General features: G+C 73.5%; 12 protein-coding genes and 1 pseudogene. 11 read left to right on the top strand and 2 right to left on the bottom strand.

Annotated features, from left to right (window positions below; translation table 11 throughout):
- Window positions 1-49 precede the first annotated feature (49 nt).
- A complete protein-coding gene (gene ibuL, locus ACH4D3_RS07575) occupies window positions 50-1,726 on the bottom strand; it encodes an isobutyrate:CoA ligase IbuL (protein WP_398317622.1) in 1,677 nt (558 codons plus the stop codon).
- Window positions 1,723-2,709, bottom strand: coding sequence for a nitroreductase/quinone reductase family protein (locus tag ACH4D3_RS07570; protein WP_398317619.1), 987 nt, complete (start codon window positions 2,707-2,709; stop codon window positions 1,723-1,725). The genes ibuL and ACH4D3_RS07570 overlap by 4 nt, the downstream gene beginning before the upstream one ends.
- A 348-nt stretch (window positions 2,710-3,057) precedes the next feature.
- Here ACH4D3_RS07570 and ACH4D3_RS07565 point away from each other — a divergent pair, with 348 nt between their 5' ends.
- The 11 genes and pseudogenes from ACH4D3_RS07565 to ACH4D3_RS07515 all read left to right on the top strand — a co-directional run bounded on the left by ACH4D3_RS07565 (window position 3,058) and on the right by ACH4D3_RS07515 (window position 17,159).
- Window positions 3,058-4,737 carry an FAD-binding protein gene (locus tag ACH4D3_RS07565; protein ID WP_398317617.1) on the top strand — a complete coding sequence of 560 codons (1,680 nt, stop codon included), beginning with the start codon at window positions 3,058-3,060 and terminating at the stop codon, window positions 4,735-4,737.
- A gap of 55 nt (window positions 4,738-4,792) precedes the next feature.
- Window positions 4,793-5,743, top strand: coding sequence for an aldo/keto reductase (locus ACH4D3_RS07560; RefSeq protein ID WP_398317615.1), 951 nt, complete (start codon window positions 4,793-4,795; stop codon window positions 5,741-5,743).
- A 193-nt stretch (window positions 5,744-5,936) separates the two neighbouring features.
- Window positions 5,937-7,148, top strand: a complete 1,212-nt coding sequence (locus tag ACH4D3_RS07555) for a sedoheptulose 7-phosphate cyclase (RefSeq protein WP_398317612.1) — start codon at window positions 5,937-5,939, stop codon at window positions 7,146-7,148.
- Window positions 7,145-9,385 carry an ROK family protein gene (locus tag ACH4D3_RS07550; RefSeq protein ID WP_398317609.1) on the top strand — a complete coding sequence of 747 codons (2,241 nt, stop codon included), beginning with the start codon at window positions 7,145-7,147 and terminating at the stop codon, window positions 9,383-9,385. Before ACH4D3_RS07555 ends, ACH4D3_RS07550 begins: the two co-directional genes overlap by 4 nt.
- Window positions 9,382-10,284, top strand: coding sequence for a sugar phosphate isomerase/epimerase family protein (locus tag ACH4D3_RS07545; RefSeq protein ID WP_398317606.1), 903 nt, complete (start codon window positions 9,382-9,384; stop codon window positions 10,282-10,284). Before ACH4D3_RS07550 ends, ACH4D3_RS07545 begins: the two co-directional genes overlap by 4 nt.
- The gene (locus tag ACH4D3_RS07540; protein ID WP_398317603.1) at window positions 10,269-10,943 is read left to right on the top strand and encodes an HAD-IA family hydrolase; all 675 of its coding nucleotides are present in this window, start codon (window positions 10,269-10,271) and stop codon (window positions 10,941-10,943) included. The genes ACH4D3_RS07545 and ACH4D3_RS07540 overlap by 16 nt, the downstream gene beginning before the upstream one ends.
- Before the next feature lie 133 nt (window positions 10,944-11,076).
- Window positions 11,077-12,156: pseudogene (locus ACH4D3_RS07535) on the top strand (serine hydrolase domain-containing protein); the annotation flags it as partial.
- On the top strand, window positions 12,141-13,343 hold the full coding sequence (pdhA, locus tag ACH4D3_RS07530; RefSeq protein WP_398317600.1) for a pyruvate dehydrogenase (acetyl-transferring) E1 component subunit alpha: 1,203 nt from the start codon (window positions 12,141-12,143) through the stop codon (window positions 13,341-13,343). The pseudogene ACH4D3_RS07535 and the gene pdhA, both read left to right, overlap by 16 nt.
- Window positions 13,344-13,362: 19 nt before the next feature.
- Window positions 13,363-14,340 carry an alpha-ketoacid dehydrogenase subunit beta gene (locus ACH4D3_RS07525; RefSeq protein ID WP_398318917.1) on the top strand — a complete coding sequence of 326 codons (978 nt, stop codon included), beginning with the start codon at window positions 13,363-13,365 and terminating at the stop codon, window positions 14,338-14,340.
- A 15-nt stretch (window positions 14,341-14,355) separates the two neighbouring features.
- On the top strand, window positions 14,356-15,768 hold the full coding sequence (locus ACH4D3_RS07520) for a dihydrolipoamide acetyltransferase family protein (protein WP_398317597.1): 1,413 nt from the start codon (window positions 14,356-14,358) through the stop codon (window positions 15,766-15,768).
- Between the two features lie 26 nt (window positions 15,769-15,794).
- The gene (locus ACH4D3_RS07515; RefSeq protein ID WP_398317594.1) at window positions 15,795-17,159 is read left to right on the top strand and encodes an MFS transporter; all 1,365 of its coding nucleotides are present in this window, start codon (window positions 15,795-15,797) and stop codon (window positions 17,157-17,159) included.
- Window positions 17,160-17,165 lie beyond the last annotated feature (6 nt).

Below are 17,165 nucleotides of genomic sequence, written 5' to 3'. Positions count from 1 at the left end.
CCCGTGCGGCCGGCACCCCGTCGAGTGCCGGCCGCACGGGCGAAGCAGGTCAGCGGAAGTCGGCCTCGCGGTACTCGTTGGTGGAACCGGCCGCGGTGGCCTCGCGCAGTTCGATCCGGCGGATCTTGCCGGAGACGGTCTTGGGCAGCTCGCCGAACTCCAGACGGCGCACCCGCTTGTACGGGGCGAGGCTGTCGCGGGAGTGCTCGAAGAGCACCTTCGCGGTGTCCGGTCCGGGCTCCCAGCCCGCCGCCAGCACGATGTACGCCTTCGGCACCGCCAGGCGCAGCTCGTCCGGGGCGGGCACGACCGCGGCCTCGGCGACCGCCTCGTGCTCCAGCAGCGCGCTCTCCAGCTCGAACGGGCTGATCTTGTAGTCGGAGGCCTTGAACACGTCGTCGGCCCGGCCCACATAGGTCAGGTAACCGTCCGCGTCCCGCGCGCCGATGTCCCCGGTGCGGTAGTAGCCGCCCGCCATCGCCTCGCCGGTACGGTCCGGGTCGCCGTGGTAGCCGGTCATCACACCCACCGGACGCCCGGACAGGTCCAGGGCGATCTCCCCCTCGGCGGCACCGGGCGCGCCGGTCACCGCATCCAGCAGCTCGACGCGGTAACCGGGGCTGGGACGGCCCATCGAACCGGTCTTCAGCACCTGGCCCGGACTGTTGGAGACCTGCACGGCGGTCTCCGTCTGACCGAAACCGTCCCGGATCGTCCTCCCCCACAGACGGCGGACCTGCTCGATCACCTCGGGGTTGAGCGGCTCCCCGGCCGCGACGACCTCACGCGGCGGGGTGGCCAGCCGGGACAGATCGGCCTGGATGAGCATCCGCCACACCGTCGGCGGCGCGCAGAACGTGCTCACCCCCGCCCGGTCCATCTCGGCCATCAGCCGGGACGCGTCGAACCGCGTGTAGTTGTACAGGAAGACCGTCGCCTCGGCGTTCCACGGCGCGAACAGATTCGACCAGGCATGCTTGGCCCAGCCCGGCGAGGAGATGTTCAGATGCACGTCCCCGGGCTTCAGCCCGATCCAGTACATGGTCGCCAGATGCCCCACGGGGTAGGACACGTGGGTGTGTTCGACCAGCTTGGGGCGGGCGGTGGTGCCCGAGGTGAAGTACAGCATCAGCGGGTCGTCGGCGGCGGTCGGGCCGTCCGGGGAGAAGACGTCGGAGGCGCCGTACACGTCCTCGTACGCCCGCCAGCCGGCAGCCGGTGTGCCCCCGCCCACCGCGACGCGCGTGTAGTCGCCGGGCACCTCGTCGAACTTGCCGGCGTCCTCGGCCCGCACGATCACATGCCCCACCCGGCCCCGGTCGACCCGGTCGCGCAGATCGGCCGGACCGAGCAGCGTGGTCGCCGGAATCACGACCGCGCGCAGCTTCATCGCGGCCAGCGCCGTCTCCCACAGCTCCACCTGATTGCCCAGCATCACCAGAATGCGGTCCCCGGGGCCGACCCCCCACTCGCGCAGACGGTTCGCGACCCGGTTGGAGCGGGCGGACATCTCGGCGAAGGAGACCCGGACCTCGCCCCCGTCCTCCTCCACGATGTGCAGCGCGGTGCGCCCGTTGCCCTCGGCGATGACGTCGAACCAGTCCAACGCCCAGTTGAAGGCATCGGGACGGGGCCACCGGAACCCCTCGTAGGCGGCGGTGTAGTCCTCGCGGTGCTCCAGCAGGAAGTCCCGCGCACTGCGGAACAACTCCGTGGCCGTCGTCACTGTGCGGCCTCCACCGGGACCAGTTCGACGACCGGGATGTCCCGGTCCGTACGGTCGCGGAACTGCTCGAAGTTGGCGTCCTGGGCGCACTGCAGGTTCCACAGTTCCTCGTGTTCGGCGGCCGGGACGGGCACCGGCCGGACGGCGAACCGCCGGCCCGGGAGCTCCACCGTGCCGGCGCCCGCCGCCATGAGGTTGCGGTACCAGGCGGGGTGGGCGTCGGCCCCGCCGTTGGCCGCGAAGACGATGTGGCGGCCCTCGTGCCGCAGGTGGACCAGCGGGGTGGTCCGGGTCATGCCGCTGCGCCGGCCGGAGGTGCTGAGCAGCAGCAGCGGCACGTCGCCGAAGTCGGCCACCCGGCCGTCGCTCGCGCGGAATTCGTCGATGACCCGGCGGTTGAAGGCATTGGCGTTGACGCTCTCGGACGCCTTTTCCGGTCGCGGCCGATGGGCGTCCCAGGATTCCTCGGGAGCGTAGAGGCGGGTGTCGGTCGTCGCCTCGAACGGCATTCCGGCGGGCATGTTGATGAGTTCCATGTGCAGACCCCAGGGGGTGGTGAAATACACCCACCGGTCTCCGGCGATGGGACCGTCCGTGATGGTCTCCGGCTCCCCGAGAATCGTCACTCCGGGAACCTCGCGAAGGTGGGCGGCCGCCTTGTCCACGTCGTCGACGTGGATGGCGAGGTGGTGTCCGCCCCAGTCGCTGTTGCGAGGCCGGCGGCGGTCCTGGTCGGGGGCGGTGTACTCGAACAGCTCCAGGTTGGTCACAGGGCCCAGCCGCAGCATCGCGATGTGCGCCGAGGCCCGCGGGTGAACGCCGAGTTTGCGGGTCATCCAGTCACCCTCGGGGTCCTCGACCGGGCCCAGCCGGTAGGCGAGTTCGGCGCCGATGACGTCCACGAAGAACGTGACCGCCTGCTCCAGGTCGGGCACCGTGTAGGCGATGTGGTGGACGGCCCGGGCTCCGGGAAGTGTGCTCACGTCTCCGCTCCGTTCGGCATCGGTCCGCCGGGGCGGACGCGTGGCTGTTCCGGGCCGTGTGCCCGGGTTCCGGCCGGAATCCTGTGCGGAACGCCGGGCGGGGACAAGGGCGAGTCCGGGAAGTCGGCCGGACATGCCGAAGTACGCGCGGCGGGCTGGCGTTCGGGGATCGGGCCCTGTTCAGATGGTGTCCGTCGAGGGCGGTGAGCCGAATCCCGCCGACTTCACGCAGGGTCGATTCCCGACCTGCCGATTCCGAACATGCCGATTCCGAACATGCCGATTCAGGCGCGCGCCGGATTCCGGCGTGCCGATTTCACAGCGCGGTTCAAGAAACGGGGGCTTTTGATGAGTGATTTGAAGAGACGTCGGTTCGTCGGGATCGGTTCCGGGCTGGCGTTCACGGCCGCTGCCGGAACGGGGCTGGCGACCGCGCCGGCGGCACGGGCCGGCACGGGAACGGCCCGTACGGCTCGTACGGCGCGGGCGGCGGATGCGGTGGCTGTGGCGGTGACGCCGTCCGACTCCCGCTACCCGGACCTGACGTCGGGCAACAACCTGCGCTGGAAGGCGGCTCCGGACAAGGTCGTGCTGCCGCGGACCACCGCCGAGGTCGTCTCCGCGGTGCAGGAGGCGGTCACCGGTGACAAGCGGCTGTCCGTCTGCGGCGGCGGCCACTGCTTCGAGGACTTCGTGTTCAACGCGGACATACGGATCAACATCAACATGTCCCTGATGAGCGCGGTCTCCTTCGACCCCTCGATGAACGCGTTCAAGGTCGGTTCCGGCGCCACCCTGCTCGATGTCTACGAGGCCCTCTACGAGGGTTGGGGCGTCACCGTCCCCGGCGGCATCTGCCACACGGTCGGCGTGGGCGGGCACATACCCGGCGGCGGGTACGGCAACCTCTCCCGCCAGTACGGGCTGACCGTGGACCACCTGCACGCCGTGGAGATCGTCGTCGTGGACGCCGCCGGCCAGGCACGCGCCGTGGTCGCCGCCCGGGACTCGTCCGACGCCCGGCTGCGTGATCTGTTCTGGGCGCACACGGGCGGGGGCGGGGGCAGTTTCGGTGTGGTCACCGCCTACTTCTTCCGCACCCCCGGGGCCACCGGCGCCGCGGGCGCCCTGCTGCCCAAGGCGCCTTCCAAGATATTCCTCACCCTGGCGAACTGGCCCTGGGACAAGGTCACCGAGGAGGGCTTCAGCGGGCTCGTCGACTACTGGGGCACCTGGTTCGAGCAGCACAACACCGCCGGCACCACGGCCGGTTCGCTCTACTCCTGGCTGATGCTCAACCACCGCGACAGCGGCTCGCTGGCCGCGGTGGTCCAGCTGGACGCCTCGCTGCCGAACGCGGCCAGTGTGCTGTCCGACTTCCTCGCCGGGATGGACCAGGCCCTCGGCCTGCACTCCGCGACCGCGCGGCACGACGGCGTGCTCGACTCCCAGTACACGACGACCCGCCTCATGCCGTGGCTGCGCGGCACCCGCTACATCGGCGCCATCTCCCCGACCCAGCTCGATCCCACCACCCGCGGCTGCCACAAGTCCGCGCATCTGCGCAAGCGCACCCCGCAGCGCCAGATCGACGCCATGTACGCCCACCTCACCAGTGACGACCGGCCGAGCACCATGACCGGCATCGTGCTGTCCGCCTCCGGCGGCCGGATCGCGAGCGTGTCGCCCACCGCGACGGCCGTGGCCCAACGCGACGCGATCATGAAGGTGAACTTCGAGAGCCGCTGGTACGCGGCGGCGGACGACGCGAAGAACACCGCGTGGATCCGCGGAGCCTTCGGTGCCGTCTACGGCGACACGGGGGGCGTGCCCGTGCCCAACGACGTCACCGACGGCTGCTACATCAACTACCCCGACGGCGACCTGTCGGACCCGGCCTACAACACCTCCTCCGTCCCCTGGCACGACCTGTACTGGAAGCAGAACTACCCGCGGCTTCAGCAGGTCAAGCGGGACTGGGACCCCCGCGACGTGTTCCGGCACCGGCAGTCGGTCCGCCTCCCCTAGACCAACCCCTCGCACCACCCGTACACCCGACCCTCCCGAACTGGAGTGATCAAACATGCGCACCACGACTCTCGGCACCAAGGGCCCCGTCGTAGGACGCGTCGGCCTCGGCACCATGGGCATGTCCTTCGGCTACGACCCGCACGGCTGGGACGACAACGCCTCGGTCCAGGTCATCCACCGCGCGCTGGACCTCGGCGTCAACCTGATCGACACGGCCGACGCCTACGGGCCCTTCACCAACGAGACGCTCGTCGGCCGCGCCCTGCGGGGCCGGCGCGACGAGGTCGTGCTGTCCACCAAGGGCGGCCTGGTCGTCGGTGCGGACGGGCTGGGGCTCGACGGGCGCCCCGAGCACCTGTCGGCCGCCGTCGACGCCAGTCTGCAGCGGCTCGACGTGGACCACATCGACCTGTACTTCCTGCACCGGGTCGACCCGTCCGTGCCGCTGGAGGAGAGCTGGGGCGCGCTCGCCCAGCAGGTCGAGGCCGGCAAGATCCGCGCCCTCGGTCTGTCGGCGGTGACGCTGGACCAGATCCGGGCCGCCCAGCAGGTGCACGAGGTGGCGGCCGTGGAGTCCGAGGCCTCGCTGTTCACCCGCGACGCCTTCCGGGACGTGCTGCCGTACACCGTCGAACAGGGCATCGCCTTCCTGCCCTTCTCCCCGCTGGGCCGCGGCCTGCTCACCGGTGCCTTCACCACGCCGGCCGACCTGCCCAAGGACGACTGGCGCAGCACGCAGCCGCGGTTCACCGGTGAGGCCCTGGCCCACAACCGGGCGATCGTCGACACGGTCGCCGCGGTGGCCGCGCGGCACGAGGCCACCACCGCGCAGGTGGCGCTCGCCTGGCTGATCGGCAAGGGCGACCACGTCGTGCCGATCCCCGGCACCAAGACCAGCCGCTACCTGGAGCAGAACGTCGGCGGTGCGGACCTCGTGCTCAGCGCCGAGGACGTGGCCGAACTGGACGCGCTGCCCGAGCCCATGGGCGCGGCCGAGGCCTGAGCCGGCCCGCCGCACCCGTCCTGCTTCGGCGGGTGATCCCCGCCGGAACCGTCCCGCCGGTGCCGGGGCCGGGCCATCCTCGGCCCGGCACCGGCGGGGCACGTCGTACCCGGCCCGTCCGCCGTTCCCCCCACCCGCACCCCCACACCCTCGTACCGCCTCATCGTCGCCGACCCTCAGTGGGAGACCAGCAATGAGCGAGATCACGACGGCCAGGCCGTCGCGCCTGACGTCCGCCTTCGACATACCCCGCGCCCCGGGGCTGACCTGGTACGTACAGGCCCAGCAGCCCGTCGGGTACGAAGTGTCCCTCACCCGGGGACTGCTCGCCCCGGCCAACCCGACCCTGGCGAAGGCCGTGGGAGCCGACGGCCGCGACGGCGTGCGCACCCTGGTCGTGGTCGACCGGAGCGTCGACGAGCTGTACGGCACCGCGCTGCGCGCGTACTTCGCCGCCTGGCAGGCCGACGCCCGCTGGCTGGTGATGCCCGGTGACGAGGAGACCAAGGCCCTGGAGCAGGTCGTCGAGGTCACCCGGGCCATGACCGACATGGGCATCCTGCGCCGTACCGAGCGCCTGGTCGTGGTGGGCGGCGGTGTGCTGATGGACGTCGTCGGCATGGCGGCCAGCCTCTACCGCCGCGGTGCCCCCTACGTCCGGGTCCCCACCACCCTTGTCGGCCAGGTCGACGCGGGCGTCGGCGTGAAGACCGGCGTGAACCACGGCACGCACAAGAACCGGCTGGGCACCTACTTCGCGCCCGAGGCGACCTTGATCGACCCGGAGTTCCTGCGCACCGTGCCGGCCCGGCACATCTCCAACGGACTCGCCGAGATCATCAAGATGGCGCTGATCAAGGACGCGGACCTGTTCCGGCTGCTGGAGGAGACCGTCGCGCACATCTCCAACGACACGCTGGCGGACTGCGGATCGGACATGAGCGAGGTGGTCTCCCGGGCCATCGCGGGCATGCTCGACGAGCTGGAGCCGAACCTGTGGGAGAGCGTGCTGGAGCGGTCGGTGGACTACGGCCACACCTTCAGCCCGTCGCTGGAACTGCGCGCCGATCCGCCGCTGCTGCACGGCGAGGCCGTGGCCGTCGACATGGCGGTGTGTGTGGCCCTCGCGGTGGGGCGCCAGTACCTCGCCGAGGACGAGGCCCACCGGGCGCTCGCGCTGATCTCCGCCGCCGGACTTCCCCTGACGCACCCCGTGTTCACGCCCGAACTGCTCCAGGTGGGGCTGGCCGACGCCGTCAAGCACCGCGACGGCCGCCAGCGGCTGCCGCTCACCGACGGCATCGGGTCCTGCGTGTTCGTCAACGACGTCACGCCGGCCGAGCTGGCCCGCGCGCTGGAGTACGTGCACGCGTTCACCGAGCGGGCGGACGGACCGGGACGGTGACCGCCGAGGGCACCATCGCCGTACTGGACGTGGGCGGGACCCATGTGCGTCACGCGCTCTGGTCGCCCCGGGACGGGCTGGGCGAAGTGACCGACTCGCCCTCGCCCAGCCTGCTCAACCATCCCGGGACGCCTGTGGAGAGGCTGAAGGCCCGGCTGCTGACCGTCATCTGCGAGGCGGTGCCTCCTGGTACGGCGGCGGCCGGCGTCTCCTTCGGCGCGGCCCTCGACCAGCGCACCGGCACGGTCTACGGCTCGGCGCCGCTCTTCGGGGCCGAGACGACCCCGCTGGACCTGCCGGGGGCGTTGCGCGAACGGCGGCCGGACGTGCGCTGGCACGTGGTCAACGACGTGACCGCGGCGCTGCTGCACCTCGCGTCCGCGCCGCGCCGACGGCACCTGCGCAAGGTCCTGCTGATGACGGTCAGTTCCGGAATCGCCTGCCGCACCGTCGACCTGCGCACCGGCACGATCGCCACGGACGCCTGCGGGCTCCAGGGCGAGGCGGGTCACCTGCCCTCGGGCACGGAACTCTGCGGATCACCTGTCGAACTGACGTGCGACTGCGGGGTCGTGGGCCATGTGTCGGCGTACGCCTCCGGCCCGGCGCTGCGCCGGATGGCGGACGTACTGCGCGAGCGCGCGGGCGACCGCTGGCAGGCGTCGGAGCTGGGCCGGCGGCTGGCCGGGGCCGAGGCTTTCGACCAGGCGCTGAGCGGCGCGCTCGACGCCGGTGACGCCCTGGCGGCCGAGCTGCTGGACGCCGCGACGGCGCCGGTCGCCGACGTACTGCGCACCGCGCTGTGCCTCGACCCGGAACTGGACGAACTGGCGATCACCGGAGGCGTGGCCACCGGCCTGGGCAGGCACTACGAGGACTCCCTGCGCCGGCACTTCGCCCGCCAGGACCTGTACCTCACCGGTGAACTGGCACCCGGCTGGCTGACCGGCCGCATCACCGTGTGCGCGCCCGGCGAGGCCAACGGGCTGGTCGGCGCGGGCATCGCGGCCCTCGGCGGCCCACCCGCCGGCGGTCCCCCGCCCGACGGGGCCGCGTACGGCCCCCCGGTCCGTGTCCGTCCGCACACCGCCCCCGGTCCGGCCGACGGCGCACGCCGGCACTATGCCGTCGTCCGTGACGCCACCGGTATGCACCTCTCCCCGCGCCCCACCCCCCGCCCCGGACCGGGCGAGCTGCTCGTCGCCCCGGGCGTGGCGGGCGTGTGCGGCACCGATCTGCAGATGCTGCGGGGGCTGCGGAACGACGGCGCGCCCGTGCTGGGGCACGAGGGCGTGGCGCGGATCGTGGCCGCCGGTCCCGGCGTCGATGATCCGCGCCTGGTGCCCGGAGCCCAGGTCGTGGTCAATCCCACCCACCCCACCGACCCGTCCTTCCTGCTGGGCCACAACACCACGGACGGTCTCCTCCAGGAGCGCGCCCTGATCCCCGCAACGGCGGTGCGCGACGGCCTGGTCCTGCCCCTGCCCGAGGTCCCTCCCGGCGTCCTCGGCGCGCTGATCGAACCGCTCGCCGTGGTGCGGTACGCCGCCCTCGCGCTGGCCGAACACCGCCCGCGGACCCTGCTGGTCTTCGGCGACGGCACGGTCGGGCACCTCGCCGTGCGCACCGCGCGGCGCTGGTACGGGCCCGACGTGCGCACCGTCCACGTCCACCACACCGGCGAGGGCCTGGCCTGGAGCGAGCGGGCCCGGCACGCCGCCGACGTGCGACTGCGCTTCGCCGACCTGTCCGCCGGACGGCTCGCGGACGTTCTCGGCGACGAGCCGCTCGGCGTGCTGGTCGCCACCCCGGCAGCGGCGACCCTGCCCTGTCTGGACCTGGCGCTCGACGCGGTGGACGGCAAGGACGCCGTCGTCGACCTGGTGAGCGGGCTGGCGCCGCCGGCCACCAGCACCCGGCTGCCGGGCGTGGACCTCGCGGGCCTGCGGGCCGCGAACCGCGCGGGCCGGCCGCTGCCGCCGCGGGTGGGGCGACTGGGCACCGTGAACGGACACAAGGTGCGGGTTCTGGGGCATCGCGGGGTGGCGGGCGAGCACCTGCTCGAAGCCGCCGCCGAGCTGTGCCGGTCGCCCGAGCGGTACCGCGACCTGGTGACGCATGTCGTCGACCTGGCGGGCGCGGTGCCGGTGCTGGCACGGCTCGCCGAGTCCGGCGACCGGATCGTCTCCGGCCGCCGGCTCGTCAAGCTGGCCGTACGGCTGGGAGAACCGTCGTGACGGGCGGCGGACGGCCGGAGTCCGGCCACCCGTTGACCGCGCTGGCGGACTGGCGGCTGCCCGTACGGGGAGAGGCGGCGGTGGACCTCGCCTTCCGGTACCGGGTCCCGGGCATCCAGTTCGACCTGGGAGGACCCGGCCGCGGCCCCTTGCTGGACGCGCCGGGGCGGCTCGCCCGGCTCGCCCGTACCGCCCGCGCGGCGGGGGTCGTCCCGTTGGCGGTCACCGGCAACGTGCTCAACGACATCGGTCTCACCGCCCCGGAGGGGACCCTCGCCGCCGCCCGGGTGCAGGACGTGCTGCGGCGGCTCCTGGACGCCGCCGCCGGGCTCGGCGCGCCGCTGGTCTTCGTGCCCAGCTTCCGGCGCAGCGCGATCGACACGGAGACCGCGCTGCGCCGCACCGCCCTCGTCCTGCGTGCCGCGGCCGACCGGGCGGCGGCCCGCGGCCTCGTCCTGGCCAGCGAGAACACCCTGACACCACGAGCGAGCCTGCGGCTGGTCGGCGAGGTCGGCTCGCCCGCGTTCCGGCTGCTGCTGGACACCTACAACGCGCGTGCCGCGGGCCTGGACCCGGTGGCCCTGGTCACCACGGCCGGAGCCCACCTGGCCGACCAGGTGCACGCCAAGGACGGGCCGGCCGGTGCGGACGCCACGCCCCTGCTCGGGGAGGGCGACGGCAGGGTCGGCGGCACGCTCGCGGCGATGGCCGCCCACGGCCCGCCGGTACGTGCCCTGGTGCTGGAGAACGATCACCGCGCGGGCGACGCCACCCGTCTGCGCGCCGACCTCGACCGGCTCCGGGCGCTCGCCGCGGGGCTGCGCCGGGGGCCGCGGACCACGGTGGCGGACCACTCGGCAGAAGCGAAGGAAACGGCGGGGACATGGGCATCACGGTGACGGCGCAGGCGCTGCTGTTCGACATGGACGGCACCCTCGTCGACTCGACGGCGGCGGTGCAGCGCACCTGGCGGCGGTTCGCCGCGCGGCACGGACTCGACCCGGCGGCGGTGCTGGCCGGCGCCCACGGGCAGCGGACCGCCGAGACGGTGGCCGCGCACGCGCCGCCGGGCACGGACACGGCCGCGGAGACGGCCTGGCTCGTCGCCCAGGACATCGCCGACACCAGCGGCACCGTCGCCCTCCCGGGCGCGGCCGAGCTGCTGGCCGCGCTGCCCCGCGGGCGCTGGGCGCTCGTCACCTCCGCCGGACGGGAGCTGGCCGAACGGCGCATGGCCGCTGCCGGACTGCCGCTGCCGGACGTGGTCGTCGCCGCCGAGGACGTGCGGCGCGGCAAGCCCGACCCGGAGGGGTACCTGGCCGCCGCCGGCCGGCTGGGGGTCGACCCGCGGGCGACGGTCGTCTTCGAGGACGCCGAGCTGGGCCTGCGGGCGGGCCGCGCCGCCGGCGGCTGGACCGTGGTGGTCGGTCCGCACGGCGGCCGGGCCGCCCGGGGCCGCCCGCGGATCACGGACTACCGGGGCGCCGCCTGCTCCGACTCGGGCGACGCGCTGCGGCTGACCCTGCCGACCCGGCTGCCGTCCATGGTGCCCGCCTGAACACCGCTGGACGCGTCACTCCACGTTCCGGCCCGCCCGGGCCGTCCGGCTCACCGCACATCACTTCATCTCGTCTCGTCTCGTCTCGTCCCATCTCGTCTCGTCTCGTCTCACCGATCGGAGTGCTCCCTCCATGACCACAGCACAGGAAGTCGTCGTCCACGGCCACGTCGCGCCCGGATTCGAGGCCGTGCGCGAGGAGTTCGCGCGCAACTTCGCCGAGCGGGACGAACAGGGTGCCGCGCTCGCCGTGGCAGTGGGCGGGAACCGGGTCGTGGACCTGTGGGGCGGCCCGGCGGATCCCGTCACCGGCCGTGCCTGGGACGGCGACACCGTCCAACTGATCTTCTCCGGCAGCAAGGGCGTGCTGGCGACCGCCCTGCTGCTGCTCGTCGACCGCGGCGAGGTCGAGCTGGACGCGCCGGTCGCCCGCTACTGGCCGGAGTTCGCGTCCCGCGGCAAGGGTGCGATCACCGTGCGCCAGGTGCTGACCTTCACCGCCCGCATGCCCGCCGTCGCCGCCCGGCTGACCCAGGACGACCTCTGCGACCCCCGGGCGATGGCCAAACTCCTCGCCGACCAGGAACCGGAGGCCGATCCGCGCGCGGAGGGCATCCTGTACGGCCCCTGGGCGACCGGGTGGATCATCGCGGAGGTGATCCGCCGCGTCGACGGGCGTGCGCTGGACCGCTTCTTCGCCGAGGAGGTGGCGGAGCCGCTCGGGATCGACGTGTCCTTCGGGCTCGCCCCCCAGTGGCTGGACCGGGTCGCCCGCACCGAGTACGGCACAGGCTTCCGCGCCCAGTTCGCCGGGTACTTCACCAGCGAGGACCCGCTCACCCAGCGCATCTGGCAGAACCCCGTCCCGTTTCCCGAGGACGAGGACATCTGGAACCGTTCGGACCGACGCTTCGCCCTCATTCCCGCCGCCAACGTCTACGGCTCCGCCCGCGGCTTCGCCAAGCTCTACGGCATCCTCGCCGCCGACGCCGCGCGTCCGGCGGACGAGGCACCGGTGCTGTTGTCGCGCCCGCTGCTCGACGAGGCCCGCGCGCCGCGGGTCAGCAAGACCGATCAGCTCATCGACGTACCCATGGTCTACGGGGGCGGCGGCTACCGGCTGCGGACCAGTCCGCGGCCGACCGTCGACGGCGACTCGTTCGGCCACGACGGCGCCGGCGGTTCCGCCAACCAGGCGTGGCCGCGGGCGGCGGCCGGGGTCAGCTACGTGATGAACCGGCTGATCGCGCTCGGGCCCGACGACAAGCGGGCCTCCTCGCTGGTGAAGGCCGTGGCGGGCGCCATGGCCGGACTGGGCCTCGGCGGCACCCGGTGAGCGGCGACGGCATACGGCTGCTCGCGCCCGACGGCACCCGGGTGGCGCACCCCGACTACGCGTCGCAGGCGGGCCCGGACGAACTGCGCGCCCTGTACCGGGACATGGCGGTCGCCCGGCGGGTGGACGCCGAGGGAGTCACCCTCCAGAGGCAGGGCGAGCTGGCCCTGTGGCCCTCGCTGCTCGGCCAGGAGGCGGCCCAGACCGGATCGGTGCGGGCACTGCGCGACGGCGACCACGTGTTCCCCAGTTACCGGGAACACGCCGTCGCGCTGGGCCGCGGGGTCGACCCGCTGGCCCTGATGCGGCTGTTCCGCGGGGTGGACCACGGGTCCTGGGACCCGGACGCGCACGGCTTCCACCTCTACACGCTGGTCATCGGTTCGCAGACGCTGCACGCGACCGGCTACGCGTGCGGGATGGCCAGGGACGGCGCCGACGCGGCGGTCATGGTGTACTTCGGCGACGGTGCCACCAGTCAGGGCGACGTGGCGGAGGCGTTCAACTTCGCCGCCGTGTACGACGCGCCGATCGTGTTCTTCTGCCAGAACAACCAGTGGGCCATCTCCGAGCCGAACGAGCGCCAGACGCGGGTGCCCCTGCACCAGCGGGCCCAGGGCTTCGGTTTCCCCGGGGTCCGGGTGGACGGCAACGACGTCCTCGCGGTGCGGGAGGTGACCCGGGCGGCACTGGACCACGCCCGCTCGGGCCGCGGGCCGTTCCTCGTCGAGGCGTTCACCTACCGCATGGGGGCGCACACCACCTCGGACGACCCGTCCCGGTACCGGAACGCCGCGGAGGTGGAGAGCTGGCGGGCCAAGGACCCGCTGCTGCGGCTCGAACGGCTGCTGCGCAACGAGGCCGCCGCCGACGACGCGTTCTTCGCCGCGACCGCGAGGGCGGGCGAGGAGCTGGCCGGTCGCGTCCGGGACGGCGTGCGCGCCATGGGCTCCCCCGCGCCCGGCGAACTGTTCGACCACGTCTACGCCGAGGCGCACTCCGGGGTGGACCGGGAACGTGCCGCGTTCGCGGCCTACCAGGCGACCTTCGCCGAGAAGGGGTGACCTCGTGACGGCGACCCGAATGACCCTCGTGGCGGCCCTCAACACGGCCCTGCGCCAGGTGCTGGCCTCGGACCCCAAGACACTCGTCATGGGCGAGGACGTCGGCAGGCTCGGCGGCGTGTTCCGGGTGACCGACGGGCTGCAGAAGGACTTCGGCGAGGACCGCGTGCTGGACACGCCGCTCGCCGAGTCCGGCATCGTCGGCACGGCGATCGGACTGGCACTGCGCGGCTACCGGCCGATCGTGGAGATCCAGTTCGACGGCTTCGTCTTCCCGGGCTACGACCAGATCGTCACGCAGCTGGCCAAGATGCACGCCCGATCGCGCGGCCTGGTACGTCTCCCGGTCGTCGTACGCATCCCGTACGGCGGCGGCATCGGTGCCGTGGAGCACCACTCGGAGTCTCCCGAGGCCCTGTTCGCGCATGTCGCGGGGCTGCGCGTGATGTCCCCGGCGACGCCCTCGGACGCCTACTGGATGCTGCGGGAGGCGGTCGCGAGCGACGACCCGGTGATCTTCTTCGAGCCCAAGCGCCGTTACTACGACAAGGGCGAGGTGGACCCGGACCCCGTCGCCGGTGAACGGCAGCCGCCGGCGTCCACCGCGCGCGTGGTCCGGCCGGGGAGCGACCTCACGCTCGCCGCCTACGGGCCCATGGTGCGCGTCTGTCTCGACGCCGCCGAGGTGGCCGCCGAGGAGGGGCACGGCCTGGAGGTCGTCGACCTGCGGTCCGTCTCGCCGATCGACTTCGACACCCTGGAGCGCTCGGTGCGCCGTACCGGCCGGCTGGTGGTCGCGCACGAGGCGCCGGTCTTCTTCGGCGCCGGCGCGGAGATCGCCGCCCACGTGACCGAGCGCTGCTTCTACCACCTGTCGGCGCCGGTGCTCCGCGTCGGCGCCTGTCACAGTCCCTATCCGCCGTCCCGGCTGGAGGACGAGTACCTCCCCGGGATCGACCGCGTACTCGACGCGGTCGACCGCGCACTGGCCCACTGAGGAGCTCTGCTGACCATGACGGACACCCTTGAGTACGACCGGGAGTTCCTGATGCCCGACGTGGGCGAGGGTCTCAGGGACGCCGAGATCGTCCGCTGGCTCGTCGGGCCGGGGGACACCGTCGGCGACGGGCAGATCGTCTGCGAGATCGAGACCGCCAAGGCCGCCGTGGAACTGCCGGTGCCGTTCGCGGGCGTGGTGCGGGAACTGTGCTTCCCGGAGGGCGCGACGGTCGACGTCGGCGCCCCCATCATCACCGTGGACACCCGGCCACGGGCCGGGGCGGACCACGCGGACCCCGCGGACCCGGAGCGGCCGGCACCGGTCGGCACCGGAGGCGCGGAAGCCGCCGGAATCGCCGAGAGCGCCGAGAGCGCCGAGAGCGCCGACGCCGCCGAGGGCCGTACGCCGGTCCTGGTCGGCTACGGCGCCACCCCCGCCGCCGCCCCGGCCCGGCGCGCCCGCCGATCCCCCGCCGCCGCCCCGGCACCACCCGCCGCGCTGCCGCTGGCGAAGCCGCCGGTGCGCAGGCTGGCCAAGGAGCTGGGGGTGGATCTGGCGGCGGTCCGGCCGACCGGACCCCGCGGGGACGTCACCCGCGCCGACGTCCAGGCCGCCGCGGCCGAACCGCGCACGGGAGCGGTGTCCGGCCCGCCGGTGTCCGGCCCGCCGGTGTCCGGCCCGCCGGTGTCCGGCCCGCCGGTGTCCGGCCCGCCGGTGTCCGATGCCGACGAGACCCGGGTCCCGGTCACCGGTGTGCGGCGGGCGACCGCACGTGCCATGGTGGCCAGCGCCTTCACCGCGCCGCACGTCACCGAGTTCGTCACCGTCGACGTCACCCGCAGCATGAAGCTGGTCCGCCGCCTCCAGCGGCACCCCGACATGGCCGGCCTGCGGGTGGGACCGATGCTCCTGGCCGCCCGCGCCTTCGCCCTCGCGGTGCGGCGCAACCCGGAGATCAACGCCTCCTGGGACGAGGAACGGCAGGAGATCGTCCGCAAGCCACGGGTGAACCTGGGCATCGCCGCCGCCACCCCGCGCGGGCTGCTGGTGCCGGTGATCGACGACGCGGGTCGCCGCACCCTGCCCGAACTCGCCGCCGCCCTCGACGAACTGGTCCGCGCGGCCCGGGAGGGGCGGACCCCGCCCGCCGCACTGCGCGGCGGCACCGTGACCCTCACCAACATCGGCGTGTTCGGCGTCGACACGGGCACGCCGATCCTCAACCCCGGTGAGTCGGCCATCCTCGCGCTCGGCACCGTGGCGCCCCGCCCCTGGGTCCACCGCGGCCGGGTCGTGCCACGGCAGACCACCACGCTGGCCCTCTCCTTCGACCACCGCCTGGTCGACGGCGACCTCGGCTCCCGGGTGCTCGCGGAGACGGCGGCCCTCCTGCACGATCCCGACCTGCTCATCACCCGGGCCTGACCGCTCGCGACCGGAAGAGGACGACCATGCTCGACGCTCCCCCGCAGGACGGTCCGGCGGCACCGGTGGCCGCGCTTCCGCCCGCCCGCCTCGGACTGTGCACGGCGGTCGTCGCTCTCGGCGGGCTGCTGTTCGGCTTCGACACCGGGGTGGTGTCCGGGGCGCTGCTGTTCATCAGGACCGACTTCGGGCTCAACTCCTTCCAGGAGGGCGCCATCATCTCCGCACTGCTGCTCGGGGCGGCCCTCGGGGCCCTGGGCAGCGGGCGGCCCGCGGACCGGTTCGGCCGCAAGAAGGTACTCGTGGCCATCGCGCTGACCTTCACCCTGGGGCTGCTCGCCGCCGTGCTGGCCACGGGCTTCACGACGCTGGTCGCGGCACGCGCGGTGCTCGGCCTCGCGGTGGGCGGCGCCTCCACGGTCGTACCGCTGTACCTCGCGGAGATCGCTCCGCCGCGGCTGCGCGGCCGGCTGGTGACGGCCAACCAGATCCTGCTGACGGTGGGGATCCTGGTGTCCTACCTCATCAACCTCGCCTACTCGGGCAGCGCCGACTGGCGGGCCATGTTCGCGGTCGGACTGATCCCCTCCGTCGTCATGCTGGTGGGAACCCTGGCGATCCCGGAGAGCCCCGAGTGGCTGCGCACCCGGGCCGCGCGCACGGGCGCCGCCGCCGCCCGGACGTCGCGCGCCGCGCTGCTGTCGCCCGTCGTGCGGCCGGCCCTGCTGATCGGCACGGTCCTGGCCGCCGCGCAGCAGTTCGGCGGCATCAACAGCATCATCTACTACGCTCCCAGCATCATGGCCCGGGCGGGGCTGCCCGCGGCCAACTCGATCACGTACTCGGTGGTGATCGGCGCCGTGAACGTGGTGGCGACCGTGGCCGCCGTTCCGCTCGTGGACCGGGCCGGCCGGCGCCCGCTGCTGCTGGTCTCGCTGGCGGGCATGGCCGTCTCGCTGGTCGCCCTGGGGGTGGTGCTGGGGCTGCCGACGGGCCCGGTGGCCAACGTGACGGCCCTGGTTCTCATGGTCGTCTACGTGGCCTCCTTCGCCATCGGGCTCGGCCCGGTCTTCTGGATCCTGGCCGCCGAGCTGTTTCCGCCCGAGGTCCGGGCCCGGGGCGGGGCGATGTGCGCGCTGGTCAACTGGGCCGCCAACTTCGTCGTCGGGCAGATGTTCCTGCCGACGGCGGATCTGGTCGGCGTGGGGCCGGTGTTCTGGTTCTTCGCCGCGGTGTCGGCTGGTGCGGCCGTCTTCGTGCTGCGCACGGTCCCGGAGACGAAGCACCGGTCCCTGGCCGAGGTCCAGGGGGAGCTGGCTGCCCGGGCCGCGCGGCAGACCGGGAAGCGGTCCCGGACCACCGCGCCGCCGGTGCCGTCCGCCCGCGGCTGACGGGCG

The organism is Streptomyces sp. NPDC018026 (assembly GCF_044327745.1).
Taxonomy (GTDB): Bacteria; Actinomycetota; Actinomycetes; order Streptomycetales; family Streptomycetaceae; genus Streptomyces; species Streptomyces rubrogriseus.
This window is presented reverse-complemented; position numbering and strand designations above follow the sequence as displayed.